Here is a 25,125-nt window from a genome sequence, read left to right as displayed (position 1 = left end):
CCCTGGCCAGAAGTTGCAGCTTCCGACCAGGGCCTAACCCGCAACCGCACACTGGAGATGCGATCATGGCTAACCCATTCGTATTCATCGACGGCAAGGAAAGCAACCGCCTTATCCCGGAACCCCGCATCTTCCGCCGCATCAGGCGGGCCAAGGAAGTTTGGAACGCCTTCAAGTTCCTGGTCCGGGGCGGGAAGTTCAAGGTCTTCCTGGACTTCTCCGGGGTTGATCCGCGCATCCTCAAACCGGTCAAAGTCACCGTCACCAACGACGGCCGCGTGGTGAACGTGGAGAACGAGCGGCGCGGAGCCGTTGCTTGTTCCATAGGCAAGATATTTCGTGATTCCGGCCTGACCCTGGCGAGTGACGACGAGCCCGGTTTCCGTGTCCGGTGGAGTGAACCGGCGCAGGGAAAAGCCTGGGAGGAAGTCGGCTTCGACGTGACCAGGGAACCCATCAGGGTGGTTGTCCAGCCCAAGGGGGCGGCATGACTACCACCGAACGCCGCGAGGTCTCCCACGCCGTGCTGGCCCTGGAAAATCTGGTCAACCAGTTGGTAGCCCTATCCGAGGGTTTCAAGCCCGTCCCCGGTGCGAACGTCCAGGGCGTGGCTTACCTCTTGGGCCTGACCACGGAACGCTTGGGCAATCTGGTCGGCAATGGGCCGGTGGAAGGACAGCCGGAATAGCCGGCACTGACGAAATCATGGGCGGCCTGCTTCCCTGGTGGAGGTGGGCCGCTTGGAACTAGGCAGACGGGGACAAGTGGGGACAAGGGGAACTGAATGTTTCCCAGGGCATCCCGGACGGAATGGGGACATGGTGGGGACAAAACGAGGTTTGCCAAAGAAGAAGGGGGCAACCTTTCGGCTAACCCCTTGAAATTTTTGGTGCGCCCGGAAGGATTCGAACCTTCGACCTACGGATTCGTAGTCCGGCACTCTATCCAGCTGAGCTACGGGCGCACGCGAGAAAAAGACTTCTACGCGTCAGCCCCGGGCCCGTCAATACTTTTTTTTCCGGGCAAGGTGTTTCCCCTGGGAAAATTTTTCGCGCGCCCCAGGCAAAAGGCCGCCCCGATACCTTCGGGACGGCCTTTCATGCGATCCGTGCGGAAGCGAAGACGCTATTCGCTGACCACCTCGGCCTTTTCGATGACCACCGGGACCACCGGCACATTCTCGTGGAAGCCCTTGGTCATGGTCGGTACGGCCTTGATGGCGTCCACCACGTCCTGGCCTTTGACCACCTTGCCGAACACCGCATAACCCCAGCCCTGGGGATTTTTCGCGGTGTGATCCAGAAAGCCGTTGTCGGCCACGTTGATGAAAAACTGGGCCGTGGCCGAATGCGGATCGGCCGTGCGGGCCATGGCCAGGGTATAGGCCTTGTTCTTGAGCCCGTTGTCGGCCTCGTTCTGGATCGGAGCCTCGGTGGGAAGCTCCTTCATGGACTTGTCCATGCCGCCGCCCTGGATCATGAAGCCGTTTATGACGCGGTGAAAGACCGTGCCGTCATAATGTCCCGATTTGACGTACTTGAGAAAGCTCTCAACCGTGATCGGGGCTTTTTCCTTGTCCAGCCCGATGACGATGTCACCTTTGCTGGTTGTCAACTTGACCATGGGGTTACCTCCCTCGGCCCGGACGACGCCAACGCCGCCCAGGGTTGCGGCCAGAACGCAGCACAGCGCCATAAGCGCCCGCAGCCAGAACCTCCGGCCAATTGCCACCATAACGTCAACCTCCGGAAAAAAAGTTGTATCGCCCTAAGGGAAATTCGCAATTTCGTCGAGTGAAAAATGGAATTGGAAGAGGCCGTTGCCATTTTGCCACAAACAGGTCACTGTCACGCCCACTTATAAATCCTCATCCCGGGACAGTGGCATGACCGAGCACAGGAAAGGACAAACCCGCGTCGTCGTCTATTCGGACTGGTGCAAAGGCTGCGGCATCTGTGCCGCATTTTGCCCGAAACAAGTACTCGCGCTCGGCCCTGATGGCAAGGCCAGGGTCGTACGCGAGGACGCCTGCGTCAATTGCGGCTTTTGCGAGCCGCATTGCCCGGATTTCGCCATCATGGTGGTTCCCGCGAACGGTAATGGCCATCAAAACGGCCACAAGGACAACCACACCGTCCAGTCCCCGGCGGATGGAGTCTGTCCAGGCCCCGAAGGGCCGGACGCGCCCACCGCGACCGTAACGAAGGCGGACGACAAGGAGGGCAGGCCGTGACGCAGCATCTTCGCAAAAAACGGCGCGAGGCCTTCGTGCTCGGCAACGAGGCCGTGGTCGAAGGGGCGCTGGCCGCCGGCTGCTCCTTTTACGCCGGTTATCCCATCACGCCGTCCACGGAAATCATGGAGACCATGGCCCGCCGGCTGCCGCTGGTGCCGGACGGCGTCTTTATCCAGATGGAGGACGAGATCGCCTCCATGGGAGCGATCATCGGCGCGTCGCTGGCCGGACGCAAGGTCATGACCGCCACCTCCGGCCCCGGCTTCTCGCTCATGCAGGAGCAGATCGGCTACGCCGCCATGACCGAGACGCCGCTGGTCATCGTCGACGTCATGCGCGGCGGCGCGAGCACGGGACTGCCCACCAGCCCCGGCCAGGGCGACGTGCAGCAGGCGCGCTGGGGCGCCCATGGCGACCATCCCATTATCGTGCTCTCGGCGACGGATGTGCCCCAGTGCGTGGAAATGACCGTGGCGGCCTTTAATTTCGCGGAGAAATACCGCACCCCGGTGGTGCTGCTTTTAGACGAAATCACTGCCCACACCCGCGAGAAGATCACGCTGCCGGAACCTGGCGATTTCGAGATCTTCTCCCGCCTGGTGCCGACCATGCCGCCGGAGTGGTACAAGCCCTACGAGGAGACCCTTCGCGGCGTGCCGCCCATGCCGCCTGTCGGCTCGGGCTACCGGTTCCACGTGACCGGGCTCACCCACGACCTGCTCGGCTTTCCGACCTCCCGGCCCGAGGAGGTGCGCGCCCTGGTCGAGCGGCAGTTCCGCAAGATCGACCGGTTTTTCCAGGATGTGCAGCTCGTGGAGCACGTGGATACGGAAGACGCCGAGGTACTGGTCGTGGCCTACGGCTGCGTGGCCCGCTCGGCGCGGCTGGCCGTGAAGCAGGCCCGGGATGTGGGGGTCAGGGCCGGCCTGCTCGTGCTCAATACGCTTTTTCCCTTTCCAAGGGCCCATGTGGAAAAGCTCATGCGGACCTGCCGGCTGGTGGTGGTGCCGGAACTCAATGTCGGCCAGATCTCCCGCGAGGTCAAACGGGTCAACGAGGGCTACACCGCCGTGCGCACGATAAACCGCATCGACGGCCAGATCATCACCCCGTCGCAGATATTCAAGGAGATCGCCTGAGGCCGGCCCCTTTCCCTCAATCGGAGCATTTGCGTCGCAGAGCGTGAAGGAGATCGCGTGACATGGCCGAAGTAACGCAGCTTATCCACCAGTACCTGCGCCACAACAAGAAGTTTCCCCTGGTCTTTTGCCCGGGCTGCGGCCACGGCATCGTGCTGGGGTCGCTCGTGCGCAGCGTCCATGCCCTGGGCCTGTCCAAGGACGAGGTGGTCATCGTGGCCGGCATCGGCTGCTCGGGCCGCATCGCCGCCTACGTGGACTTCAACACCGTCCACGCCACCCACGGCCGGGCGCTGACCATCGCCACGGGCATCAAGATGGCCAACCCGGAGCTGACCGTCATCGCGGTCATGGGCGACGGCGACGCCTTTTCCATCGGCGGCAACCACTTCATCCACGCCGCCCGGCGCAACATCGGCGTCACGGCGCTGGTGCTCAACAACTTCATTTACGGCATGACCGGCGGCCAGTGCTCGTCCACCACCCCCGAGGGCGCCTACACCCACACCAGCCCCATGGGCCAGCCCGAGGCCTCCTTCGACGTGGTCGAACTGGCCAGGGCCGCCGGGGCCAGCGGTGTGGCCCGGGGCACGGTCTACCACGTCAAGGCCCTGGACGGACTTGTAACCGCCGCGCTTGCCCAGCCGGGGTTCAATCTGGTCGAGGCGCTGACCCCGTGCTTCACCCAGTACGGCCGGGGCAACGGATTTAAGAACCCGGTGGCCATGTTTCAGTGGCTGAAAGAGCGGGCGGTGCCCATCGAGGCCTACGAGAAGCTGGAGCAAAAAGACGGGCGCATCCCCATCGGGGTGTTCGTCAAGCGCGATGTGCCGGGCCTGGAGACGCGCTACGCCGCCATGTGCCGGGAGTTTCGGGAGAAAAAGGGAGGCGCGGCATGAACGGCGAGGATATGGTGCTGGCCCGCTACGAGATACGGCTGTCGGGGCTTGGCGGCCAGGGCATCCTGACCATGGGCAAGCTCTTGGGCCAGGGCCTGGCGCTCTACCACGGCTACCACGTGACCCAGACCCAGAGCTACGGCCCCGAGGCCCGGGGCGGGGCCAGCCGGTCCGACCTCGTGGTCAGTTCCGACCCCATCAGCTATCCCAAGACCGAATACCTGGACCTGCTTGTCGCCTTGTCCCAGGAGGCGGTCGGCATCTACTACCATTACCTCAAGCCCCGGGGCACGCTGCTTATCGATACGGGGCTGGTCAAGCAGACGCCGTCCAACGTGTTTTTGGGTCTGCCGTTTACGGCGTTGGCCCGGGACCATGTGGGCGTGCCCCAGTCCACCAACGTGGTGGCGCTTGGCGCGGTGACCTGGCTTTTGCCGTTCGCCAAGCCCGAGGCCATGCGCAAGAGCCTCAAGGCGGCGCTGCCCGAAAAAATCCGGGCCGCCAACCTCAAGGCCTTCAACCTCGGCTATAACGAAGCCAAGAAGCGCCTGGGCCAGCCCATCGCCGTGATCGAGCCCGGCGCCGGCGACGGCCAGGACGAGGAACGTATGGACCTCTGCAACATCATGGCCGAGGACTAGGGCAAAGCATTTGGAAAAGATCGTGCGAGAGGGGAAACCCTTGAAAAAGGGTTCTCCTCTCTCGCGCTCTCCCTTTCCTAAACGTTTTGACGTTGCAACTCCATGTGATCACTATCTTTTGAGTTGCGAAAGTTGGGAAAGCCCCTTGAGGGAAAATCTTCGCCCGATCAAGCTGTTCCCACCGTATGTTTTTTTGAGGTAGGGGAAAGGAAACGGGCGGCGGAAAGGCCGCTGTCGCATCGTTGCAACCCGTAAGGGAGCGCCGTCCATGCATCTGACCGAACACGCCGGCAAGAAGCTTCTGGCCGAGGCGGGTATCGCTGTTCCGCCGGGCATCGCTTTCGAACCGGGCGAGGTGGACGGCCTTGCGCCGCCTTTTGCCTCGCCCTATTATCTCAAGGCCCAGACCCTTTCCGGCGGCCGGGGCAAGGCCGGCGGGGTGGTCCGGCTGGAATCGGCCGGGGAGTTGCCCGAAGCCGCCCGAGCGCTTTTTTCCCGTCCCTTCGGCGGCGTTTGTCCGCCTTTTTTGCGCCTGGAGCCGGCGGTTGCCCATGACCGGGCGCTCTATGTGTCTCTGGGCGTGTCCCGGGAGCGTCGGGCGCTTTGTCTGACCCTCGCCCGGCAGGGCGGGGTGGATGTGGAGGGGTTGGCCGGCACGCCGGACCTGCTCGTCCTGCCGGTCGTGCCGCCGTTTGTCCCCACGCCGCGCCTTGTGCGCCGGGCTTTTTTCCATTTCGGGCTGGCCCGGGAATGCTACGCGGCCTTTGCCGACCTGCTCGACCGGCTTTTTGCCGCCGTGGCCGATTACGGGCTGCTCTTGGCCGAAATCAATCCCCTGGCCGTGACGCCGGACGGGCATTTCGTGGCTCTCGACGCCAAGGTGGTCATCGACGACAGCGCGGTGTGCATTGCCCCCGGATTGTCCCGTTTCGGCGACAACCGGCTGGCCACGCCGGCCGAGCGGCTGGCCCGGGACCATGGCCTGTCCTTTGTGAGCCTTTCCGGCCACATCGGCCTTGTGGCCAACGGCGCGGGCCTGGCCATGGCCACCATGGACGCCCTCGACGTCGCCGGGCTGGCCGCCGCCAACTTTCTGGATTTCGGCGGCACGGCCGACGCCGCCCGGCTGCGGGCCGCCTTTGACCTCATTTTCGTCGAACCGCGCGTCGCGGCCTGCTGCGTCAACATGTTCGGCGGCATCCTGTCCTGTGCCGACGTGGCCAAGGCCCTGCTCGAGGCCTTGGGCGACGCGCCGCCGTCGCGACCGATCGTGGTGCGCTTCGCCGGCAACGGTGCGGAGATGGGCGCGGCGCTGTTGCGTCGCCAGGGCCTGCCCTCGCTGCTCGTGGCCGACGACATGGACCAGGCCGTGGCCTTGCTGTCCGAGGTGGCGCCGGTCGGCCCGCGAAAGCCGCAGGTCGAAGTTGCGCCGGATCACTGCCGCGAGGTGGCGTCCGGCCCCCGGACGCCGGCCGCATCCGGGAAACGCGCGCCGGTGCTGCCGTCCCTGCTCGCCCTCGACGGTGCAAGCGGCGTGCTCGTCCAGGGTATCACCGGCCGGGCCGGGCGGCTGCACGCCAAGCGCATGCGGGCCTACGGGGCCAACGTGGTCTGCGGGGTGACGCCTTTCCGGGGCGGCACGGCCGTGGACGGGGTGCCGGTCTACGATACCGTGGCCGCGGCGGCCGACGCCCACGACATCGCCCTGTCCGTCATCTTCGTCCCCGGCATGGGCGCGGCCGATGCCGTGCTGGAGGCGATCGAGGCCGGTGTCCCGCGCATCGTGTGCATCACCGACGGCGTTCCCCAAAAGGACATGTTGACCGTGCGGGCGGCTTTTTCCGGGCGCGACATCCTGCTGCTCGGGCCCAACACGCCGGGCATGCTGCTGCCCGGGCGGATGCAGGCGGGCATCATGCCGGCCGAGCCCTTCATTCCCGGGCCGGTGGCGGTTTTTTCCCGAAGCGGCACGCTGACCTACGAAGTGTGCTCGCGGCTGTCGGCGGCGGGCATCGGTCAGGCCGTGGCCGCCGGCATCGGCGGTGACCCCTTCGGCGGCGCGGGTTTTGTCGAGTTGTGCGAAATGGTGCGCGACGATCCCCAGGTGCTCGGGGTGATGGTCCTCGGCGAAGTGGGGGGGCGGGCCGAAGAGGATCTGGCCGCCTATGTGGTCGAAACCGGCTACACCAAGCCGGTGGCGGCATTCGTGGCCGGTATGACCGCTCCCCCCGGCCGGGCGCTCGGCCATGCCGGGGCGCTGCTCGAACACCCCGGCGGCATAAACGCCAAGATCGCCTGCCTCGAGCGGGCCGGCATCGCCGTGTGCCCGGAACTCGGCGACGTGGCCGGCGTCATGGCCGGGCTGCTGTGTGGCCGGTAGGAGAAGATTTTTTGGAAAAGACAGAAAGTGCGAGAGGGGGACCCTTTTTGGAAAAAGGGTCCCCCTCTCGCGCTCTCCCCTCCCCAAAACTTTTCACGGTGATGGGTGGATGAAGGAATTTTTTGGGGAAAAGAGGGGGAAAGGAAAATTTGTGTGAGACGAGGGAGCCCCGCGGAGATTCAGTTCCCCTTGGGCGTGGCCGGTTCGGCCTTGGCGTTTTTCTTCTTGTCGTGCTTGGGCCGCACGTAGCCCTTGTACTTGTCCTCGATCTTGCTTTTTTCCTTGGTGAATTCAACCGCGTCCGCGGCATGTTCCCGATCCACCCAGGCGCGGTAGCGCGCTTCGGCCGCATCCGTGGCCGGGTTGGACGGTCCGTGCTCGGCCGGTTCGGCCTTGGCGCCTGGCGCGTTTTGGGACGCGGCGGCGGGCGCTTTCGGGCTTGTCGCGGCGACCGGGGCTGCCGGGTCGGCGGCCCGGGTCGGGGAGGGCAGGGCCAAAACGATGGCCGCCAGCATGATCGGCAAGAAAACCTTGTACATGGAATCTCCCTGGCGGCATAGGGCCGCGAAGATCATCGTCGAGCGAACTAACCATATTTTACCCGGTCCGGCAATGGGCCGTCGGCCACGCGCCGGGGGACCGTCCCCGCCATACTGGTCAAGGCCGCGTAAGTGCCCTATACTTCGGTTATGGCCGATACCCTCCCGCTGTTCGACGATCCCGCTTTTGTCGGGGCATTGCTCGACGCCTCGCCGGACCTTTTTTTCTACAAGGACGCGGCCTTCGTCTACCGCTTTGCCAACAAGGCCTTTTGCGAGCTTTTCGGGCTATCCTTGGAGGCCGTGGCCGGGCAGACGGATTTCGCACTTTTCGAGAAGGAAAGCGCCGAGCGCCACCGCAAGGCCGATCTCACCGTTGTGCGTACGGGACGTTTCGGCGCCTTCGAGTACGAGGTGGTGGGCGGCGGGCGATCGGTCTGGCTCGAGGTGTTCAAGACGCCCGTGCGCGACGCTTCCGGCGGCATACAGGGCATCTTTTGCTCGGCGCGCAATATCACCACCCACAAGCGGCTCGAAGTGGCGTCCCGAAACGCGCGCCTCGAACTGGAAAAGGATGCCGCCGCCCGGGCCGAGGACCTGCGCCGCGTCAACGCGGAACTGCGCCGGCAGATGGCCGAACGGAGCAAGGCGGAAAAGGCCCTGGAAGAGTCCCTGCGCACCGTCAATCTGATTTTGGAAAACAGCCCCATCGGCATCACCTTCGTTGCCGATCGCGTGGTGCAGCGGGCCAATCCGACCTTTCACGAACTGTTCGCCATGCCCCCGGATACGGGGGCCGGACGGTCGACCGCCGATTTTTATCCCGACCGCGAGGCCTATGAGGCCTTTGGCCGGGAGTTTTATTCGGTCCTTGGACGCGGGCGGCGCGTGGACACGGTGCGGCCCATGCGGCGCGCCGACGGCACGGAGTTCTGGTGCCGCATCATTGGCCAGGTGCTTTTTCCGGACAGGCCCCAGGCCGGCTCCATCTGGCTCATGGAGGACGTGACCGAGCGCCGTCTGGCCGAGGAGGCCACCTTGGCCGCCGAGCGCCTCAAGCGGGAATTCGCGGACAACATGTCCCACGAGGTGCGCACGCCGCTCAATGGCATCCTGGGCATGGCCGAGCTGCTGCTGGCCACCGACCTGACCGACGAGCAGCGGGGATTGGTGGCGACACTCAAGGAGTCGGCCGGCAACCTCACCGAACTTCTGGAAAGCATCCTCGATTTTTCGCGCCTGGACGCCGACTCCGAGGCGACCCGGAATACGCCCTTCAACATCAACAACATCATCCAGGGCGCGGTCAATTCCTTCGGTTCCTCGGCCCTGCAAAAAGGCCTGTCCCTGACCTGGCGCATCGACCCCGAAACACCGGACCTGGTCGTCGGCGACGGCGCGGGCCTGCGGCGCGTGCTGGCGGCGCTTTTGAGCAACGCCATCAAATTTACGGTCCAAGGCGGGGTGGAGGTGGCCGTCTCCGTGGGCGCGGACTGCCGGGAAGCGGTACCCGCGGCAACGGACGGGGTGGTCATGGTGTCCTTTGCCGTGCGCGACACGGGCATCGGCCTGCCCGCCGACCAGCTGGAAACCGTTTTCGAGCCCTTCCGTCAGGCCGACGGCAGCATGACCCGCCATTTCGGCGGCGCAGGCCTGGGCTTGGCCATCGCCCGGAAAATAGCCACCTCCATGGGAGGCGACCTGACCGTGGAAAGCCGGCCCGGGAGCGGCAGTGTGTTCTGCTTCACCGCGCCCTTTAGCCTTCCCCGGGACGGGGGCGCGCCCACGCCTTGACCCTGGCGGGCCGCCGGGGCATGGAAAACTATGCCGCGCCGCACCGCATCCTTTGCTCCCGAATTGTTGCGTCGTCGGGAAGATCCCGACCTCCCCGGGCTTGTGGCCCGTCTGGCCGCCTACCGTCGGCGGGCTTTTTCCCGCCATATCCATGACGCCTGGTGCGTAGGCCTCATCCTTTCCGGGGCCACACGGCTCCGGCAGGCCGGCGGCCTAGGCCGGATCACGGCCGGGGAGACGGCGCTTATTGCCCCGGGCGAGCCCCATGCCTGCAATCCCGAGCCGGACGGCAGGCTGGCCTATGTGATGTTTTTCCTGGAACGCGAAGCGGTGCGGCTTGTGGGCGTCGGCGACGAGCCGGCCTTTCGGGTGCCGCTTGTGCGGGACCCGGTTCTGGCCGCGCGCCTGTCCGGGCTGTACCGGGCCATGACCGCGCGTCGCGACCGCCTGGAAAAACAGTCGCTTTTGTGTTTGGCCCTGGCGCCGCTTTTTTCCAGGACGGAGCATTTGCCCGGACCGCCTGGCCGGGGGCTCGCCCGGGTGCGCGACTATCTGCGGGAGCACTGGCGCGACAAGGTTTCATTGACCGAGTTGGCCGAGTTGGCCGGGCAGAGCCCGAGCCATGTGCTGCGCCTGTTCAAGCGGGAATACGGCCTGCCGCCCCATGCCTATCAGAGTTTCCTGCGCGTGGAGCGGGCCAAGGCGCTTTTGGCCGGCACGGACCTGCCCGCCGCCGCCGTGGCCCAGGAAGTCGGATTCGCCGACCAGAGCCATTTGATCCGCACCTTCACGCCCCAGGTCGGGGCCACGCCCAACCAGTACCGCCTGTCCCTGCGGCGTGCGCGCCCCCGGGCGTAGCCCCGGTAGGGCAATTTTGTTCAATCCTCCCCGGGGCAGGCATGGCATGTCCTCCCGGCGCGGCCGTGGCGTCGCGGGGAGGCTCTTTTGAAAGATCACGATGGGAGTGTGGCCGCCGCCCTGGCCGTCACGCTTTTCGCCTGGGGACTTTCCTATGTCTGGACCAAGGTGGCGCTGGCGGCCATGGGGCCTTTCACCCTGGTGTGCCTGCGCTTCACCCTGGCGAGCGCGCTTTTCGGGCTGCTTTTTTGCGTCACGGGGCGACGGCCCCAGCGCCTTGGCCGGGCCGACCGCTGGCGCATGTTTGTTCTGGCCCTGCTCCAGCCCGTCGGCCATTTCGCCTTCGAGACCTGCGGGCTGGTCTACACCACGGCCTCGGCCGCGGCCCTGATCGTGGCCGCCATTCCCCTGGCCGCGCTGGCCCTGGCCGCCTGTCTCGGCCGGCAGCGGGCCGGGGCGGGGGATTTGGCCCGCATCCTCGTCTCGGCCGGGGGCGTTTCGCTGATCATCCTGGGCGGTGGCCAGGGCGGGCTTGTCGGCGGCGAGCTGGTCGGCAATCTGCTTATGGTGGGGGCGGTTATTTCCACGGCCGGCTATGTGGTGCTGGGCGGGGCGCTGGTGCGCCGCTTGGACGCCTGGACCGTTACCTTTGTGCAACTGGCCTGGGGCGCGGTGCTTTTTTTGCCGGGTTGTCTGTGGGAAATCGTCGAGCGGGGCTGGCCTGTTCTCGACGGCAGGCAGATGCTGGCGGTGGCCGCCCTGACCGTGTTGGCCAGCTTCGCCGCCTTTTTGTGCTACAATTACGTGCTTTCCCGACTTTCGCCGGCCCGGTCGGCCTTGTGGCTCAACGCCGTGCCTGTGGTGGCGGCTGTCGGGGCCTGGGCGACCCTGGGCGAACGCTTGGGCGGGTGGCAGCTTGTCGGCGGCGCGGCCGTGGTCATGGCCGTGGCCATGCCCCGTGTCGTGTCCTCGAAGTTCGGAAAATGCCGACGTGTCGTTTAAGGGGCCCAGGCAGCCGCGTCGGCAACGGCCTGACAGGCCGCTTCGGTGAGCCCGTCCATGATCGGGCCGTGGTCGAACCCGGCCAGATGCAGAAAGCCGTGGGCCACAAGCCTGGTGAGGTGCCCGGTCGGGTCCTGGCCGTAGAGAAAGGCCTCGCGCACGGCCGTGTCGCGGCTGACGGCCATTTCCCCGAGATAGTCCGGCCGGTCGGGATCGTCGGCCGGGAAGCTCAACACGTTGGTCGGGCCGCAAAGCCCCAGATAGTCGCGGTTGAGCCGCGCCATCTCCGCGTCGCCCACCAGCCGCAGGTCGAAGTCGCGTCCCGGGAGGTCCAGGGCGGCCAGGATGCGCCGGCAAAGCGCGTCGAGCTCCCGGCGCGAGACGGGGAGTTCCGGTTGGATGGGCCCGCGCGCCACCCCGATCATGCGGCGTGTTCCGCCGCGTTTTTAGGGCCAACGGCGCACACCGGCTCCTCGCGGGTCTTGCCGTTTTTGACCTCGGTCGTCTTGGCGCTCGGGTATTCGATGCGCTGGTGGAAGATGCCGGTCAGGATGCGGTGGAAGGTCTCGGAAAGCAGGGTCAGGTCCTTGAGTGTGAGCTGGGAATCGTCCAGCTCGCCCTCGGTGTAGATCTTGCGCACGATGTTTTGGATATGGCCCTTGATGCGGCTCGGCGTGGGATCGACCAGGGTGCGGCTGGAGGCCTCGATGGCGTCGGCCAGGAGAATCAGCCCGGCTTCCTTGCTTTGGGGCTTGGGGCCGGGATAGCGGTAATCCTCTTCGCGGATGGGCTCCTCGCCCTTGGCCTCGGCCTGTTCCTTGGCCTTGTGGTGGAAGTAGGCGATCAGCGTGGTGCCGTGGTGCTGGCCGATGAGGTCGGTGATCTGCTGGCCCAGGCGATGTTCCCTGGCCAGTTCCACTCCTTTTTTGACGTGGGCGATGAGGATCAGCGCGCTCATGGACGGGGCCAGCTTGTTATGCCGGTTTTCCTTGCACGAGATGTTTTCGATGAAATAGTGCGGGCTCTTGAGCTTGCCGATGTCGTGGTAGAGCGCCGCCACCTTGCCCAGAAGCGGGTTGGCCCCGATGGCCCGGGCTCCGGCCTCCACCATGTTGGAGACGATCAGCGAATGGTGGTAGGTGCCCGGCGCCTTGACCATGAGCTCCTGCAGGAGCGGCTGCTCAAGGTTGAGAAGTTCCATGAGCCGAAAGCGCGACGTGTAGCCGAAGAGAAGCTCCATGATGGGCGCGATGCCGACCACGGCCAGAAGCGACAGAAAGGCGGAGAGCGCCACGAAGACGAGGCCCGTGCCGGTCACGGCCGGCGTGCTCAGGTCCATGAGATTGATGGAAACCCACATGACGCACAGCGCGGCGAAAAGCGGCAGGGTGGCCCTGAGCACCTGGGACCGGGTCTCCGAACGCTTCATGAGGTAGATGTAGATCATGGAGCCGACGAAATAGTAGCAGAAGGCGCCGATGCCGCCGAAGACCATGTTGGAGGCCAGAAAGGCCAGGATGAGGCTGACGAAGATGCACAGGCGCTTGGAGAAAAAAAGCGCCAGGATGCCCGCCGCCCCGGCCATGGGCAGGCTGAAGGCGAAATAGAGCGCCCGCGTGCCCTCGGGCAGCCCGCTGCCCCCCGGCAGCGTGACCACGTCGGCCATCTTGGCCAGCAGGCCGAAAATGACCAGGATCACGGCGAGAAACATCCAGTCCGTGTTGCGCAGCCGTTTGACGCCGGTGCGCTCCAGGGACGCGTAGAGCACGGCCAGAAACATCAGGCACATGCCGAAGATCCCGAGCGCCCGCAGCATGTTGTAGGAACCCTTGCGGTGGGAGTAGAGGGCTTGCAGCTTCAGCTGCTGGATGGGGCCCACGCGCTCGCCCTGGCGCACGATGACCTCGCCCTTCTTGATGATGTAGTAGAGCGGCTCCACGGCCTGGCTGATTTCGCGGCGGCGGGACTGGGTCGTTTCCTGGTTGAAGGTCATGTTCGGGGCGATGAAGGGATTGACCAGGGTGTAGACGGCCTTGCGCACCCGAAAGGGTTTGTTCATGGACACCTTGAGCATGTGTTCCATGTCGTCCTTGACCTGCTTGATGTCCTTGAGGTCGCGGGTGTCCATGCGCAGCGTTTCCATCATGGACGGCAGGTCGCGGATGAGGATGCCGTTTTTGTACGGCGCGAACAGGGCGGCGGAGGCCACCACGCCCTGTTCGTAGTTCTGCTTGAGCCAGGGCAGGACGTCCTGGTCGATCAGGTTCTTGAAGCCGTCCTGGCGCCAGACCTCGATGATCTCGCCGCCGATTTCGGTGTTGAGGTTCTCGGCGATCTGCCAGCGCAGCTTGTCCAGGTCCTCGCCGCCGGCGGTGCGCACCGAGGTCAGGATGTCGTCCACGCTCTTGACCAGGGCCTCGTAGGGCAGCGGGCTGACGTCGAAAACAGGGGGCTGGGACTGGGCCACCTGCTCGCGCTTGCGGCTGGTGGCTTCCACGTCCTCGATCTGGAGATTCTGGTCGGCGGCCACGTCCTGGGTCGCGATTTCGCCGGCGGTGAATATCTTGACGGAATTATCGAGCCCGAGCCGGGCAATGAAACTCAGGGCGAAGACAATGGCCAAAAAGAAGACGAACCCCGGCAGCCCGTTGGCCGTGACCGCACAGCATACGGCCTGCGCGCCGGGATGACTTTTAAGCTTCCTTTTGACCTTGTTTGCTATCTCGCTCATAGGCCTTGACGATCCTTCCCACAAGGGGATGGCGGATCACGTCCGCGTCGCTAAAGGATATGAAATCGATGCCGCACACGTTTTTGAGCACGCGTCTGGCCTCGACGAGGCCGGAGACGGCCCGGGAGGGCAGGTCGATCTGGGTCACGTCGCCGGTGACCACGGCCTTGGAGGCCAGGCCCAGGCGCGTGAGAAACATCTTCATCTGTTCCGGGGTGGTGTTTTGCGCCTCATCCAGGATGATCAGCGCGTCGTTTAAGGTGCGGCCGCGCATGAAGGCCAGCGGGGCCACCTCGATCACGCCCGTTTCCAGCATCTCCCGGACCTTCCGGAAGTCGAGCATGTCGTTTAGGGCGTCGTAGAGCGGGCGCAGGTAGGGATTGATCTTCTCCACCAGGTCGCCCGGCAAAAATCCGAGCTTCTCGCCGGCTTCCACCGCCGGCCGGGTAAGGATGAGCCGCTTGACCTTGCGTTCGAGCAGGAAGCTCACGCCCATGGCCACGGCCAGATAGGTCTTGCCGGTGCCGGCCGGGCCGATGCCGAACACGAGGTCATGCCTGCGGATGGAGGCGAGGTAGTCGCGCTGGGTGGCGGTCTTGGGCACCACGGTCTTTTTGGCTGAAACCACCAGCCCTTCCTCCCGGTACACCCGGTTGAGGCTGGCCTCGGGTTCCTTGGCCAGGACGGAGAGCGCCTGTTCCACGTCGGCGGGATAGACGGGCTTGCCCTGGCGCAAGAGCCCGTAGAGCTGCACCAGGACGTTGGCCACGTGGGCCAGGGTTTCCTCGGAATCGGCGCGCAGGATGACGGCGTTGCCCCGGGTGTCGAGACGCGCCCCGGATTTGCCGGCGATCAGGGCGATGTTGGCGTTGTGGGGACCGAAGAGGTCCCTGGCCAGCTCCGAGTCGTCGAACTCCAGCCGCCGTTCGTGCTCAAGGGTTTGCATCATGGTGTCACGAAGCGGTTACGGTCAAATGCCGCGCGTATGGCCCATGCCCGCACCTAATACAACCCGGCGACAAGTACAAGCGGATGGCGGCATTCATGATGGTTCCCGCAATATTTCCAAGTGTGGGTCCGGGGTGACCCGCAACGTTTCCAACAGATTGGTCACGGTCACGCGCCCCGTGGCCGCGCCCTTCACGCGCCGCACGTCGGCCACCCGGGCCAGCATGACGTCGGCCGCGCCCGCCTTGCCGGCAAAGCTGGCCAGGGCCGCCAGTCCCGCCGCTTCGAGCAGGCTTCGCCGGGGCACCTCCCGGCCGGGATGGTCCCGGCGCAGGATGACGTGGGCTCCGGGCCCGCCAGCGGCGTGCAGCCACAGGTCGAAGTGGCTGGCCTTGCGCAGGAGCTGCTCGCCGGCCTTGGCGTTTTTGCCGCGAAGAACCAGAAAACCGTCGGAGGTGCGGTAGACGTTGGCCGCAATGCCCGAGACGATGGCAGGTGTTGGGGGCGCGGGCTTTTTCGTGCCCGCGACGTGTTCCCGACCTTGTAAGTATTTTTTGGCGACTTGCAAGTCCCCCCGGCGCCTGGCGATGGCGGTGAGCCCCCGTTCGCCCTTTGCCGCCAAATGATAGAGCTTTTGCATGTTGCCAAGCACCGAAAGCGACGGATCCAGGGCGAGCTCCCGACTGCCGCCGTCCGGGGTTGTCACGGAAAGTGCGTGGAGTTTTGCCTGTTTATCCAATACGTGCAGCCGCGCTGCGATCAGATTGGCGTCGGCGCGCCGGGCGATAAAGGCCCGCATGCGCGCCTCGTCGGCGTCGAGTTTGGCCAGGGCTCTGGTCAGCCGGCGTTTGCCGGCCGTCCGGGCGGCGGATTGGGGCGCGGCTTCCCGTCCCGACACCTCGCCGAAGGCCAGCGGTTCGCCAAAGGCGGCGGCCGCGGCGAGCGCCGAGGAAAAGGCGCGCACCTCCCGGCCGCCTTTGGACCCGTCCGGCCAGGACACGGGCCAGACGGCCTCGGGCTCGCCGTTTTTCATTTCCACGAAAGCACCTTCCGCCGTCTCGCCCTGGAGGCTGGCATAGATGGCCTGGGCCTCCCCTAGGGGCAGCCCGGCCAGCCGGCGGCGCAGGGCCGGGGAGAGCTGGGGATTTCCCCGCCAGATCTCGGGGTCGGTCAGCACCGCCGTCAGCGGTGGCCAGGAGAGCCGGTCGTCGGGGGGAGGCGACGGCGCGTCGGCCAGACGGGGAAAGGACCGGGGATCGAGGACGAGGCAGGGGCCTTCCCCGGCCAGGACCAGCGTCAGGACGCGGTGGGGCCAGTCGGCGACGACGCCGGCCACCCTTCGGCCGCGCAGGTGCTTGCGCAGGCGCATGGCCGCTTCCGGGGCGCGTCCGGGCTGGTTGGTCTTCTGGGGCGAGAGAAACAGGAAGAAACGGCCCGTACCGTATCTGACGTGGAGGTACAGGGTCTTTTTCCCCCCGGTCACGGCGGGATCGCCGCCGGGCGGCATGTACAGCGCCAGGGAGATGACGTTGGGGCTTGGCAGAAAGATCTTTTCCACCCGGGCTCCGGGCAGGACGCGTGCCAGTTCCCGGGCCAGGGAGCGAAAGAAGACGGCCTCCATGGAAGTTGTCCGATGCGCCGGTCAGCGCGCCCGGCAGGCGGGTTGCGGGCGCGGGGGGTGGAACAAGAACATGATCCGGCGGCCAAGGAGCAAAGCGGGGCTAGTCCCCGCGCAGGTTCTCGTCGGCTTCCTGCTTGCTTTTACACTTGATGCAAAGCGTGGTGACGGGACGGGCCTTGAGCCTGGCCACGCTGATGTCCTCACCGCACTCCACGCATTGGCCATAGGTGCCGTCGTCGATACGTTCAAGGGCTTCCTTGACCTTCTTGATGAGCCGGCGTTCGCGGTCTCGCAGGCGCAACGTGAAAGCCCGATCGGACTCGGCCGTGGCCCGGTCGGCCGGGTCGGCGTAGACCTCCACGGTGTCGGTCATGTCCTCGATGGTCTCCTCGCCTTTCTTGAGGATATCCTGGAGCATGCCGTTTAAAAGTTCCCGGAAAAATTCGACATCCTTGGGATCCATGCGGTCCTCCTGGGTCTGGCCTGCCGGCTCCGACTTTGAAATTGACTTCCCTACCGCAAACCTTCAGCGAGGTAAAGGGGCGAACTCCCGGCGGGCGCGTCCTTGCCTAGCCCGGTCCGCAATTGTTAGGGGGATTAAGTGCGGGACGCGGCGCGTCGATGGCAAGCCCTTTTTCCCCCGCGGGACGGATGGAAACGGACCGTCACGCTTTGTCCGGCTCGCCGGAACTTCCCTTTTCATGTAAAGTAGGTATGCTGTCATTTGGTTGCCATCGAAACGTACGCGACCGGCCGTCATGGTCGCCTCTCCCGGTTCCCGGGATCGTCCGGGGACCGGGACGTGTAACCATCCCCATCAGGAGGGAATCATGAGCGAAAAGGAATGCGCCTATTATCGCACCCTGTATGAAGTGGCCAAAGGCATCAATTCGAGCCTGGAGCCCGTCACGGTGCTGCGGGCCATCGTGGAGCAGGTGGCCAGGGCCCTTGACGCCAAGGCCTGCTCCATCCGCCTTCTGGACAAGAAGGGGAAGACGCTTCTGGCCAGCACCTCATATGGCTTGAGCAAGGGCTACCTGCGCAAAGGCCCGGTCGAAGTGGCCAAAAGCAAGCTGGACCAGGAAACCCTGGCCGGCAATATCGTCCAGATCAAGGACGCCGGTTCCGATTCCCGTTTCCAGTATCCCGAGGCCGCCAAGGAAGAGGGCATCGCCTCGGTCATGGTCCTGCCGCTGACCGTCGAGGGACGCGCCATCGGCGTGCTGCGCCTCTATTGCGACAAGGTCCGGGAATTCGAGGAAGGCGAGGTCCATTTCGCCACGGCCATCGCCAACCTAAGCGCCATTGCCATCGAGAACGCCCGGCTGCATCAGGCGCTCAAGACCGATTACGAACTGCTCACGGCCTACGATTACACCATCCACGAGTAGCGGGAGAAGCCCTTATGAATAAATTGCGCATAGCCATCAACGGCTTCGGCCGCATCGGCCGGCAGGTGCTCAAGGCCATGATCGAGCACCACGCCGACGCCATGGAAGTCGTGGCGATAAACGATCTTTTCGACGTCGAAACCAACGCCCACCTGCTCAGTTACGACACCAACTACGGCAAGCTGCCCGTGGCCGCCTCGGTCGAGGGCGACATCATGGTCGTCGGCGACTGGCGCATTCGCAACTATGCCGAACGCGACCCCCACGGGTTGCCCTGGGACGAGCTTGGCATCGACGTGGTCATCGAATCCACGGGCATTTTCCGCACCGGACCCAAATGCCAGGCCCACATCGAAGCCGGCGCGAAAAAAGTCATCATCACCGCCCCGGCCAAGGAAGAGGACCTGACCGTGGTGCTCGGCGTCAACCAGGACAAGTACGACCCGGCCACCCACCACATCCTGTCCAACGCCTCGTGCACCACCAACTGCCTGGCGCCGGTGGCCAAGGTCATCCATGACAGCTTCGGCATCGTCAAGGGCGTCATGACCACCATCCACTCCTACACCAACGACCAGCGCATCCTGGACCAGCCGCACAAGGACCTGCGCCGGGCCCGGGCCGCCGCCTGCAACATGATCCCCACCTCCACCGGCGCGGCCCAGGCCGTGGCGTTGGTGATTCCGGACCTCAAGGGCAAGTTTTCGGGCCTGTCCGTGCGCGTGCCCACCCCGACCGTGTCCCTGGTCGACTTCGTGGTCCAGGTGGAAAAATCCACCTCCACCGAGGAGGTCCGGGCCAAGCTGAAGGAAGCCGCCGCCGGGCCGCTTGCGGGCATCATGGGCGTTTCCGAAAAGCCTCTCGTGTCCATGGATTTCAAGGGCGATCCCCGGTCGAGCATCGTGGACGCCGAGTACACCACCGTCCAGGGCGGGGACATGGTCAAGATCCTGTCCTGGTACGACAACGAATGGGGCTATTCCTGCCGGGTGGCCGACCTGGTCGCCTTCATGGCCGCCAAGGGCCTGTAGTTCCCCCATAGGATCGACCGTTACGGGCGGGAGGGCAGACGTGCCTTCCCGCCTTTTTTGTGGTCTGCGGACCGGCAGCTGTTTTTGTTTTCAAAATGTTTGACTATCAAAAAATAATTGCATAAAGATTCTCTTGCATAAAGATGTTTTTTGCAAGGAGTACCCATGATAGGACGTTTTTCCAGCCTCGGGGCGTACAAAGGGCTTTTCACGCTGCGGGAGTTCTACCGCTGCCTGTCCGGCGGCGGGCTGGCCCTGGCCGCCTTCATTGTCGGACAGGCGGGGGGGCCGCTGTGGCTGGCCGTGCTGCTGGGACTGGCTTCGGTGGCGATCAACGGCTTGCCCATCGTCATCGAGGCGGCCAGGGGGCTCTACGAACGCCGGATCAACGTGGACGAGCTGGTGAGCCTCGCCATCGTGGCCACGCTGCTGCAGGGCGAGGTGCTGGCCGCCGCGGTCATAAGCTTCATCATGACGCTCGGGTCGCTGATCGAAGAGGCGGTCAGCGACGGGGCCAGGCGGTCCATCGAAGGACTCGCCGCGCTTTCGCCCCAGGAGGCGGTGCTCGTGACCGACGACGGGGACGAGCGCGCCGTGTCCGTGGCCGACATCCGCCTTGGCGACACGGTGCTGGTGCGTCCGGGCGAACGCATCCCGGTCGACGGGGTCATCGAGTCCGGCACGACGGCCGTGGACGAGTCGGCGCTGACCGGCGAATCGCTCCCCCGCGAGCGCCGTCCCGGCGACGCCATCCTGGCCGGCACGCTCAACTACACCGGCCGGATCACGGCCCGGGCCGTCAAGGTGGGCGAGGACACCACCTTCGGCAAGGTGGTGAAACTTGTGGTCGCGGCCGAGGCCGGCAAGCCCCGGGCGGCGCGCATCGTCGACCGCTACGCCCGGTGGTTTACGCCGCTGGTGCTTTTGGCGGCGGGGCTAGCCTGGCTTTTTTCCGGCCAGCTGGACCGGGCCGTGGCCGTGCTGGTGGCCGGCTGCCCGTGCGCGCTTTTAATGGCCGCGCCGACGGCCACGGTGGCGGCTGTCGGCCGGGCGGCCCGGCGGGGCATCCTCATCAAGGGCGGGCAGTTCCTGGAAGAAGCGGGCCGGGCCGATGTGGTCCTTTTCGACAAGACCGGCACCCTGACCCTGGGCCGGCCGGCCGTGACCGAGGTCGCTTGGACCGACGGGGAATCGGCGGCGGGCGTCATCGGCTGCGCCGCCTGCCTGGAGCGGGAGAGTTCCCATCCGCTGGCCTCGGCCATTTGCGACGAGGCCCGGCGTCTGGGTCTTGAGCCGGCCGCGCCCGAGTCCATGAGCGCCGCCATCGGCCTTGGGCTTCGCGGCACGGTGGCCGGCAGGGCCGTGGAAGTGGGCAGCCCGGAGATGGCCGGCGGCGCGGAAACGCTCCCGTCCCCGCTTCGGGAATGCCTGGCCGCCATTCGGGAGCAGGGGGCAACGGGGCTCGTGGTGCGTCGGGACGGCGAGGCCATCGGCGTCATCGGCGTGGCCGACGCGACCAGGGGGATGGCCGCCCGCGCCGTGGCGGCGCTGCGCGAACTCGGCATCAAAACCGTCGGCATCCTGTCCGGGGACCACGAGAAGGCCGTGGCCGCGCTGGCCGGCCGGGTCGGCGTCACCGACATGTGGGCGGGCCTTGCCCCGGGGGACAAACTTGATATCCTGTCCCGGTTTCAGGAGCGGGGCGGCCGGGTGCTTTTTGTCGGCGACGGGGTCAACGACGCCCCGGCCCTTGCCCGGGCCAACGTGGGCGTGGCCATGGGCGCGGTGGGCTCGGACGTGGCCCTGGAAACGGCCGATGTGGCGCTAGCCGACGACGACATCGCCAAACTGCCGTTTCTCATCCATCTGGGCCGGCGCATGACGTGGCTCATCGGCGTCAACATCGGCCTGGGGCTCCTTTTCAACTCCGTGGCCATCCTGGGCGGGGCCTACGGCTACCTGTCGCCGGTCGCGGCCGCGATTTTCCATAACGTGGGGTCGGTGGTGGTGGTGCTGTCCTCGGCCAGCCTTGCCTTGACCAGGGAGCCGGACCTTTATGCCGGCAAGGAGGCCTGATCCGTCATGGAGCATGAAAAGCTCACCCGATTGCTCATTGCCTTTTACGAGAAGTTTTCGTCCTGGGAGCATGGGGTGGTCAAGGAAAGCGGGCTGACGTTGCCCCAGATGCACACCTTGGAGATCCTCGGGGCCGACGGCGACCTGCGCATGACCGAGCTTGCCGCCAGGATGGGGGTGACGACCGGGTCGCTGACGGTGCTGGTGGACAGGCTGGAGCGGGGCGGATTCGTGGCCCGCCGGCCTCATGAGACGGACCGGCGCTCCATCCGCGTGGGGCTCACTCCCGAGGGGGAGCGGCTTTTCACCGAGCACCATGCGCTGCACGAGAAGTTGACGAGCGAGATCCTGTGCGATCTCTCGCCCGAGGAGGCGGAGCAGTTCGCCGGCATGCTGGAGCGCATTACGGCTTGTTTGTGATGGTCGGTTGATCAGTTGGTTGGCTGGTTGGTCGGCGGGGCAGGGCGCGCGGCCGTGCGCGGCGCATATTTGAAGAATACGCCTTCACGCCCGCGCGCCCTCCCCCCCCGACCCTGGACACGCGACTCATCAGCCTGTTGTGAAAGTCCTCTTTCGCAGGCTGCTGTAGATTTTTGCTGGAATGGAAAAAGTCAATATCGGCAGGAAGTAGCCTCAATGAAGCTTTGAACGTTCGTCTGCTACGCTTGGGAACAAGTATTTTTTTGCCCCGTTGAAAGTTTTTGAAGGGGGTCCAGGGGGAAACTTTTTTCAAAAAGTTTCCCCCTGGCCGCCGGAGGCGTTCCTTCCTCCCTCGCCCCTTTCTACCGCATCGCCTCGGGGAACAGCTTGGCCCCCAGTTCGCGCAGCTTGTATTTCTGCACCTTGCCGCTGGTGGTCAGGGGGAACTCCTTCACGAAGGCGATGTATTTCGGAATCTTGTGCCAGGCGATCTGGCCCCGGCAGAAGTCGCGCACTTCCTCGGGCTCCATGGCGACGTCCTTTCGAAGGATGATGTAGGCGCCCACTTCCTCGCCGTACTTGCGGCTGGGGACGCCGGCCACCTGGACGTCGGCGATGCCGGGCATGGTGTAGAGGAACTCCTCGATTTCGCGGGGATAGATGTTTTCGCCGCCCCGGATGATCATGTCCTTGATGCGGCCGGTGATGGTCACGTAGCCGTACTCGTCCATGACGCCGAGGTCGCCGGAATGCAGCCAGCGGTCCTTGTCGATACATTTGGCCGTGGCTTCGGGGTTGTTGTAGTAGCCCTTCATGGCGTTGTAGCCGCGACAGCACAGTTCCCCCTGCTTGCCGCGCTCCATCTCCACGCCCGTGTCCGGATCGGCCACCTTGACCTCGACGTGGGGGAAGGCCCGGCCCACGCCCCCGACCCGGTAATGGAAGGGGTCGGTGATATCGGTCTGGGTCATGCCGGGCGAGCTTTCGGTCAGCCCATACACGCTCGTGATTTCCTTCATGTACATCTTCTCGGTCACCTGCCGCATGGTCTGGGTGGGACAGACCGAGCCGGCCATGATGCCGGTGCGCAGCGACGAGAAGTCGAACTTCGGGAAGAGCTTGTGCTCCAGGATGGCGATGAACATGGTGGGCACGCCGTAGATGGCCGTGCACTTTTCCTGTTCGATGCTCATCATGGAATGCACCGGGTTGAAGACCTCGGTAAAGACCATGGTTGTGCCGTGGTTGACGCAGGCCATGACCCCGAGCACGCAGCCGAAACAGTGGAACAGCGGCACCTGGACGCACAGTTTGTCGTTGTGCGTGAAGCGCTGTCGCTGGCCGATGGAGTAGCCGTTGTTGACGATGTTGTGGTGGCTCAGCATGACCCCCTTGGGGAAACCGGTGGTTCCCGAGGTGTACTGCATGTTCACCACATCGTGGCAGGTAAAGGTGGCCTGCCTTGCGCGCAGGTCCTCGTCGGTGACGGTGCGGGCCAGACCCAGGATCTCGGGGATGGAGTACATGCCCCGGTGTTTTTCCACGCCGAGGAAGCAGACGCGCTTCAAGTGCGGGAAGGTCTCGCTTTTAACGGCCCCGCGCTGCATGGTGCGCAGTTCCGGGGCCAGGCCGTAGAGGATCTCGATGTAGTCCGAGTCGCGGAACCCGTTGGTAATGAAGATGTTTTCCGCTTCGGAGTTGGTCATCAGGTACTTGAGCTCGTTGCGCTTGTAGGCGGTGTTGACCGTGAGCAGCACGGCCCCCATCTTGGCCGTGGCGAACATGAGCGCCACCCAGAAGGGCACGTTGGTGGCCCAGAGCGCAACTTTCTCACCCTTTTCGATGCCAAGCGCGATAAGCCCCTTGGCCAGCTCGTCGGTCAATTCGTCGAACTGTCGCCAGGTCAGCCGGTAGTCCCGGTCCACGTAGACCACGGCTTCCTGATCCGGGTATTTGGTGGCCGTCTGGTGGAGCAGCTCACCGAGCGTCAGGTCGAAAAGCGGCGGCTCGTGCAGTGGAGGAGGCACAAAGGTCATACTGTGGCTCCTTTCGTTATTGCGGGATGTACAGCACGGCGTAGATGTCGGTTCTTTGCGCGTTGCCGCAGCCGACATAGTGGGGCACCACCGAGTTGTAGTAGATGGAGTCGCCGGGGGCGAGGACATGGCGTTCGTTGCCCAGGATCACTTCCAACTCGCCGGTAACGACCACGATGAACTCCTCGCCCTCGTGGGAGGACAGCGGTTTTTCGGCCGCGGCGTCCTCGTCGGGGTAGACCTCGATGAAAAAGGGCTCCATGTGGCGATCGGTCTTGCCCCGGCCCATGGAATGGTAGCGGAAGGCGGCGCGTTTGCCCCGGGCCTTTCTGAGCACGGCGTCGTCCTCGGCCCTGTCGGCCCGGCAGGTCAGGCACACATCGCCGTCCACGGCGTCGTCCATGAAGGTGCCCAGGCGCTGGCCCAGGGCCAGGGCTATCTTGAGCAGGGGGCCGATCGAGGGAGTGACGTCCTCTTCTTCCAGGGCGGTCAGGAAATCCACGGAAAGGCCCGTGCGCCGGGAAAGTTCCTCGCGGGAAAGCTCCTGGCCCTCGCGGTACGTGCGAATGCGATCACCAAGCTTTTTGTCGCTCATGGCTCCCTCGTTGGTAGAATCTGAAGTAAGGTGGGGCGGAAATGACGGCACAGCCCCGTGAAGCAGCTTCCATAGCCCAAGGTTTGGCGAAATTCCAGCCGTTTTTGCAGGGCCCCGGCCGTGAAAAAAATTGACAACCCCCTTTGACGTGCGAAAAGACGGGGAAGCGCGATTGCATCCAAAACATCAGGCAAGGGGACTCTCATGAGCAAGGAAATCGGACCCGTGCGGGAAATCGCCATGCGGCTTCGCGGCATCCGCGAAGTGACGGGTTTCAGCATGGAGCAACTGGCCGAGGCCACGGGCGTTTCGGCGGATCAGGTGCTGCTGTACGAAACAGGGGAAGAAGAAATTCCGGTCAGCTACCTCTACGAAGTGGCCAAGGCGGCCGGCGTCGACCTTACGGCGCTTTTGACCGGCGGCGAGGCCCACCTGCACGCCTATTCCCTGGTGCGCGACGGCAATGGCCTGTCCGTGGACCGGCGCAAGGCCTACAAGTACCAGTCCCTGGCCTACCGCTTCCACAAGCCGCTCATGGAGCCGTTTCTGGTCACGGTGCCGCCCAAGGCCGAGTCGGAGATGGAATTCAACCGGCATCTGGGCGAGGAATTCATCTACATGCTGCGCGGGCGCATGGAAGTGCGCCTCGGCGACGAGGTGCTCACCCTCGAACCCCACGATTCCCTGTATATTTCCTCGCGTACTCCCCATGCCATGCGGGGACTCGACGACACGGAAGCCGAATTCCTCGACGTGATTATCTAGCCGGGCGCCGATTGCCCATGCGG

The 25,125-nt window shown here is 64.9% G+C and carries 24 protein-coding genes and 1 tRNA gene; 15 read left to right on the top strand and 10 right to left on the bottom strand.

Translation table 11 applies throughout. The features are described from left to right. Nucleotides 1-65: 65 nt before the first annotated feature. Both ACMZ6R_RS08710 and ACMZ6R_RS08705 read left to right on the top strand, forming a co-directional pair. Nucleotides 66-491 carry a hypothetical protein gene (locus ACMZ6R_RS08710; protein WP_416110536.1) on the top strand — a complete coding sequence of 142 codons (426 nt, stop codon included), beginning with the start codon at nt 66-68 and terminating at the stop codon, nt 489-491. Then, nucleotides 488-688 (top strand): hypothetical protein, encoded by a 201-nt coding sequence (locus ACMZ6R_RS08705; RefSeq protein ID WP_416110535.1) that lies wholly within the window; start codon nt 488-490, stop codon nt 686-688. Before ACMZ6R_RS08710 ends, ACMZ6R_RS08705 begins: the two co-directional genes overlap by 4 nt. Before the next feature lie 199 nt (nt 689-887). Here the strand turns inward: ACMZ6R_RS08705 and ACMZ6R_RS08700 are convergent. Both ACMZ6R_RS08700 and ACMZ6R_RS08695 read right to left on the bottom strand, forming a co-directional pair. Next, nucleotides 888-964 (bottom strand) — tRNA-Arg (locus ACMZ6R_RS08700). A gap of 161 nt (nt 965-1,125) precedes the next feature. Then, nucleotides 1,126-1,734 (bottom strand): peptidylprolyl isomerase, encoded by a 609-nt coding sequence (locus ACMZ6R_RS08695; protein ID WP_416110534.1) that lies wholly within the window; start codon nt 1,732-1,734, stop codon nt 1,126-1,128. 151 nt (nt 1,735-1,885) lie between these two features. Here ACMZ6R_RS08695 and ACMZ6R_RS08690 point away from each other — a divergent pair, with 151 nt between their 5' ends. The 5 genes from ACMZ6R_RS08690 to ACMZ6R_RS08670 all read left to right on the top strand — a co-directional run bounded on the left by ACMZ6R_RS08690 (nt 1,886) and on the right by ACMZ6R_RS08670 (nt 7,295). Further along, nucleotides 1,886-2,233, top strand: coding sequence for a ferredoxin family protein (locus tag ACMZ6R_RS08690; protein WP_416110533.1), 348 nt, complete (start codon nt 1,886-1,888; stop codon nt 2,231-2,233). After that, nucleotides 2,230-3,375 (top strand): 2-oxoacid:acceptor oxidoreductase subunit alpha, encoded by a 1,146-nt coding sequence (locus ACMZ6R_RS08685; protein ID WP_416110532.1) that lies wholly within the window; start codon nt 2,230-2,232, stop codon nt 3,373-3,375. The genes ACMZ6R_RS08690 and ACMZ6R_RS08685 overlap by 4 nt, the downstream gene beginning before the upstream one ends. A gap of 62 nt (nt 3,376-3,437) precedes the next feature. Continuing rightward, the gene (locus ACMZ6R_RS08680) at nt 3,438-4,274 is read left to right on the top strand and encodes a 2-oxoacid:ferredoxin oxidoreductase subunit beta (RefSeq protein ID WP_416110531.1); all 837 of its coding nucleotides are present in this window, start codon (nt 3,438-3,440) and stop codon (nt 4,272-4,274) included. Continuing rightward, on the top strand, nt 4,271-4,915 hold the full coding sequence (locus ACMZ6R_RS08675; protein ID WP_416110530.1) for a 2-oxoacid:acceptor oxidoreductase family protein: 645 nt from the start codon (nt 4,271-4,273) through the stop codon (nt 4,913-4,915). Before ACMZ6R_RS08680 ends, ACMZ6R_RS08675 begins: the two co-directional genes overlap by 4 nt. Nucleotides 4,916-5,183: 268 nt before the next feature. Continuing rightward, nucleotides 5,184-7,295, top strand: coding sequence for an ATP-grasp domain-containing protein (locus tag ACMZ6R_RS08670; protein WP_416110529.1), 2,112 nt, complete (start codon nt 5,184-5,186; stop codon nt 7,293-7,295). Between the two features lie 179 nt (nt 7,296-7,474). Here ACMZ6R_RS08670 and ACMZ6R_RS08665 read toward each other — a convergent pair whose 3' ends face one another. Next, on the bottom strand, nt 7,475-7,834 hold the full coding sequence (locus ACMZ6R_RS08665) for a hypothetical protein (protein WP_416110528.1): 360 nt from the start codon (nt 7,832-7,834) through the stop codon (nt 7,475-7,477). A gap of 150 nt (nt 7,835-7,984) precedes the next feature. On the opposite strand from ACMZ6R_RS08665, the gene ACMZ6R_RS08660 reads away from it, so the two are divergent. The 3 genes from ACMZ6R_RS08660 to ACMZ6R_RS08650 all read left to right on the top strand — a co-directional run bounded on the left by ACMZ6R_RS08660 (nt 7,985) and on the right by ACMZ6R_RS08650 (nt 11,488). Continuing rightward, nucleotides 7,985-9,628: a PAS domain-containing sensor histidine kinase gene (locus tag ACMZ6R_RS08660; protein ID WP_416110527.1), complete on the top strand. Its 1,644-nt coding sequence runs from the start codon at nt 7,985-7,987 to the stop codon at nt 9,626-9,628. A 30-nt stretch (nt 9,629-9,658) separates the two neighbouring features. Beyond that, entirely contained in the window at nt 9,659-10,486 is an 828-nt protein-coding gene (locus ACMZ6R_RS08655; protein ID WP_416110526.1) for a helix-turn-helix domain-containing protein, read from the top strand. A gap of 87 nt (nt 10,487-10,573) precedes the next feature. After that, entirely contained in the window at nt 10,574-11,488 is a 915-nt protein-coding gene (locus ACMZ6R_RS08650; RefSeq protein ID WP_416110525.1) for a DMT family transporter, read from the top strand. Here ACMZ6R_RS08650 and ybeY read toward each other — a convergent pair. The 5 genes from ybeY to dksA form a co-directional block, all read right to left on the bottom strand. Further along, on the bottom strand, nt 11,485-11,913 hold the full coding sequence (gene ybeY, locus ACMZ6R_RS08645) for an rRNA maturation RNase YbeY (RefSeq protein WP_416110524.1): 429 nt from the start codon (nt 11,911-11,913) through the stop codon (nt 11,485-11,487). The genes ACMZ6R_RS08650 and ybeY overlap by 4 nt on opposite strands. After that, entirely contained in the window at nt 11,910-14,219 is a 2,310-nt protein-coding gene (locus tag ACMZ6R_RS08640) for an HD family phosphohydrolase (protein WP_416110523.1), read from the bottom strand. Before ACMZ6R_RS08640 ends, ybeY begins: the two co-directional genes overlap by 4 nt. Continuing rightward, nucleotides 14,182-15,168, bottom strand: a complete 987-nt coding sequence (locus tag ACMZ6R_RS08635; RefSeq protein WP_416110522.1) for a PhoH family protein — start codon at nt 15,166-15,168, stop codon at nt 14,182-14,184. Before ACMZ6R_RS08635 ends, ACMZ6R_RS08640 begins: the two co-directional genes overlap by 38 nt. Nucleotides 15,169-15,261: 93 nt before the next feature. After that, nucleotides 15,262-16,788, bottom strand: a complete 1,527-nt coding sequence (locus tag ACMZ6R_RS08630; protein WP_416110521.1) for an NFACT RNA binding domain-containing protein — start codon at nt 16,786-16,788, stop codon at nt 15,262-15,264. Nucleotides 16,789-16,888: 100 nt separating this feature from the next. Continuing rightward, on the bottom strand, nt 16,889-17,251 hold the full coding sequence (dksA, locus tag ACMZ6R_RS08625; RefSeq protein WP_416110520.1) for an RNA polymerase-binding protein DksA: 363 nt from the start codon (nt 17,249-17,251) through the stop codon (nt 16,889-16,891). A gap of 367 nt (nt 17,252-17,618) precedes the next feature. On the opposite strand from dksA, the gene ACMZ6R_RS08620 reads away from it, so the two are divergent. The 4 genes from ACMZ6R_RS08620 to ACMZ6R_RS08605 all read left to right on the top strand — a co-directional run bounded on the left by ACMZ6R_RS08620 (nt 17,619) and on the right by ACMZ6R_RS08605 (nt 21,706). Then, on the top strand, nt 17,619-18,179 hold the full coding sequence (locus tag ACMZ6R_RS08620; RefSeq protein ID WP_416110519.1) for a GAF domain-containing protein: 561 nt from the start codon (nt 17,619-17,621) through the stop codon (nt 18,177-18,179). A 14-nt stretch (nt 18,180-18,193) separates the two neighbouring features. Continuing rightward, nucleotides 18,194-19,210 (top strand): type I glyceraldehyde-3-phosphate dehydrogenase, encoded by a 1,017-nt coding sequence (gene gap, locus ACMZ6R_RS08615; protein WP_416110518.1) that lies wholly within the window; start codon nt 18,194-18,196, stop codon nt 19,208-19,210. 165 nt (nt 19,211-19,375) lie between these two features. Next, complete coding sequence (locus tag ACMZ6R_RS08610; RefSeq protein WP_416110517.1) at nt 19,376-21,286, top strand: heavy metal translocating P-type ATPase; 1,911 nt, start codon at nt 19,376-19,378, stop codon at nt 21,284-21,286. 6 nt (nt 21,287-21,292) lie between these two features. Continuing rightward, entirely contained in the window at nt 21,293-21,706 is a 414-nt protein-coding gene (locus ACMZ6R_RS08605; protein WP_416110516.1) for a MarR family winged helix-turn-helix transcriptional regulator, read from the top strand. A gap of 362 nt (nt 21,707-22,068) precedes the next feature. On the opposite strand, the gene ACMZ6R_RS08600 is transcribed toward ACMZ6R_RS08605, so the two are convergent. Further along, entirely contained in the window at nt 22,069-23,742 is a 1,674-nt protein-coding gene (locus ACMZ6R_RS08600) for an AMP-binding protein (protein WP_416110515.1), read from the bottom strand. Between the two features lie 16 nt (nt 23,743-23,758). Then, a complete protein-coding gene (locus ACMZ6R_RS08595; protein WP_416110514.1) occupies nt 23,759-24,337 on the bottom strand; it encodes a helix-turn-helix domain-containing protein in 579 nt (192 codons plus the stop codon). Between the two features lie 204 nt (nt 24,338-24,541). Here ACMZ6R_RS08595 and ACMZ6R_RS08590 point away from each other — a divergent pair, with 204 nt between their 5' ends. Beyond that, nucleotides 24,542-25,102, top strand: coding sequence for a helix-turn-helix domain-containing protein (locus ACMZ6R_RS08590; protein ID WP_416110513.1), 561 nt, complete (start codon nt 24,542-24,544; stop codon nt 25,100-25,102). Nucleotides 25,103-25,125: the final 23 nt, after the last annotated feature.

It is taken from the genome of Solidesulfovibrio sp. C21 (assembly GCF_047785625.1).
Lineage (GTDB): Bacteria > Desulfobacterota > Desulfovibrionia > Desulfovibrionales > Desulfovibrionaceae > Solidesulfovibrio.
This window is presented reverse-complemented; position numbering and strand designations above follow the sequence as displayed.